Below are 1,243 nucleotides of genomic sequence, written 5' to 3' on the forward strand. Positions count from 1 at the left end.
CGGTGGAACGGGAGGAGATCTGAGGGGCCCGGCGCGGCGGCGAGGAGACCCACGGCCAGCCCGGCGGCGGGCGCGCCCAGCATCCCGGAGCGCGCGGCCGCCCGGTCCCAGCGGCGCACCGTGACGGGAAGCACGGTGAGCGTTCCGAAGGCGAAACGCAGCCCGTCCCCCCACGACGCCCCGGACGTCACGGGAGGAGGCTCGGAGGACGGCGAGGACACGGACACCACCGAAGATTACCGAGCAACTCCCACCCACCCGCACCTGTAAGCCGGGCCCGGCTTCTCAGGGGCGCGGGGAACTGCGCGCCCAGCCCCCACCGAACCCGCGGACGAAGTGGCTCTTCAGGGGCACGGGGAACTGCGCGATCACCCGGATCGCCCGGATCGCCCGGATCGCCCGGATCAAAAGATCAGGCCGACTCCGGCAGCTCCGCCGCCAACGCCGCCGCGGCCTGCACCAACGGCAGCGCGAGCAGCGCCCCCGCCCCCTCCCCGACCGTCACCCCGTGGGACAGCAGCGGTTCGAGCGCCATCCGGTCGAACGCCTTCGCCTGCGCCGGCTCCCCACTGCTCTGCCCGGCCAGCCACCAGTCCGGCGCCCGGAAGGCGACCCGCTGCCCGACCAGCGCACAGGCCGCGGACACGACGCCGTCCAGCACCACCGGCGTCTTGCGCACGGCGCTCTGCAGCAGGAACCCGGTGATCGCGGCGAGGTCGGCCCCGCCCACCGTCGCGAGCAACTGCAACTGGTCCCCGAGGACGGGCCGGGCCCGGCGCAGGGCGTCGCGGACCGCCGCGCACTTGCGCATCCAGGCGAGGTCGTCGATGGCCCGCCCCCCGCGCCCGGTCACCACCGACGCGTCGGTCCCGCACAGCGCGGCGACCAGCACCGCCGCCGCGGTCGTCCCGCCGACGCTCACGTCCCCGAGCACGACGAGGTCGGTCCCGGCGTCCGCCTCCTCGTCCGCGACGGCGACCCCCGCCCGGAAGGCGGCCTCCGCCTCCTCCGGGGACAGCGCGTCCTCCACGTCGATCCGCCCGGACCCGCGCCGCACCCGGTGCCGTACGACCTCGTCCGGCAGGCTCCCGGGCTCGCAGTCGAGCGCCATGTCCACCACCCGCACGGGCACCCCGAGACGCCGGGCCAGCACCGCCACGGGGCTGGAGCCGTCCAGCACGGAGCGCACCAGCTCGTCCGCGCTCCCGGCCGGCCGCGCCGACACCCCCAGCCCGGCGACCCC

Annotated in this window: 2 protein-coding genes and 1 pseudogene; all 3 read right to left on the bottom strand. The window is 76.6% G+C overall.

Going from position 1 to position 1,243, the window contains the following annotated elements:
• Nucleotides 1-191 (bottom strand): annotated as a pseudogene (locus tag HO151_RS06745) (adenosylcobinamide-GDP ribazoletransferase); the annotation flags it as partial.
• Nucleotides 192-285: 94 nt separating this feature from the next.
• Nucleotides 286-408, bottom strand: a complete 123-nt coding sequence (locus tag HO151_RS07620) for a hypothetical protein (protein WP_302479556.1) — start codon at nucleotides 406-408, stop codon at nucleotides 286-288.
• A gap of 4 nt (nucleotides 409-412) precedes the next feature.
• Nucleotides 413-1,243: nicotinate-nucleotide--dimethylbenzimidazole phosphoribosyltransferase (locus tag HO151_RS06750; protein WP_173895175.1), on the bottom strand; the 831-nt coding region annotated here is incomplete at its 5' end.

The organism is Streptomyces sp. 8P21H-1 (assembly GCF_013302945.1).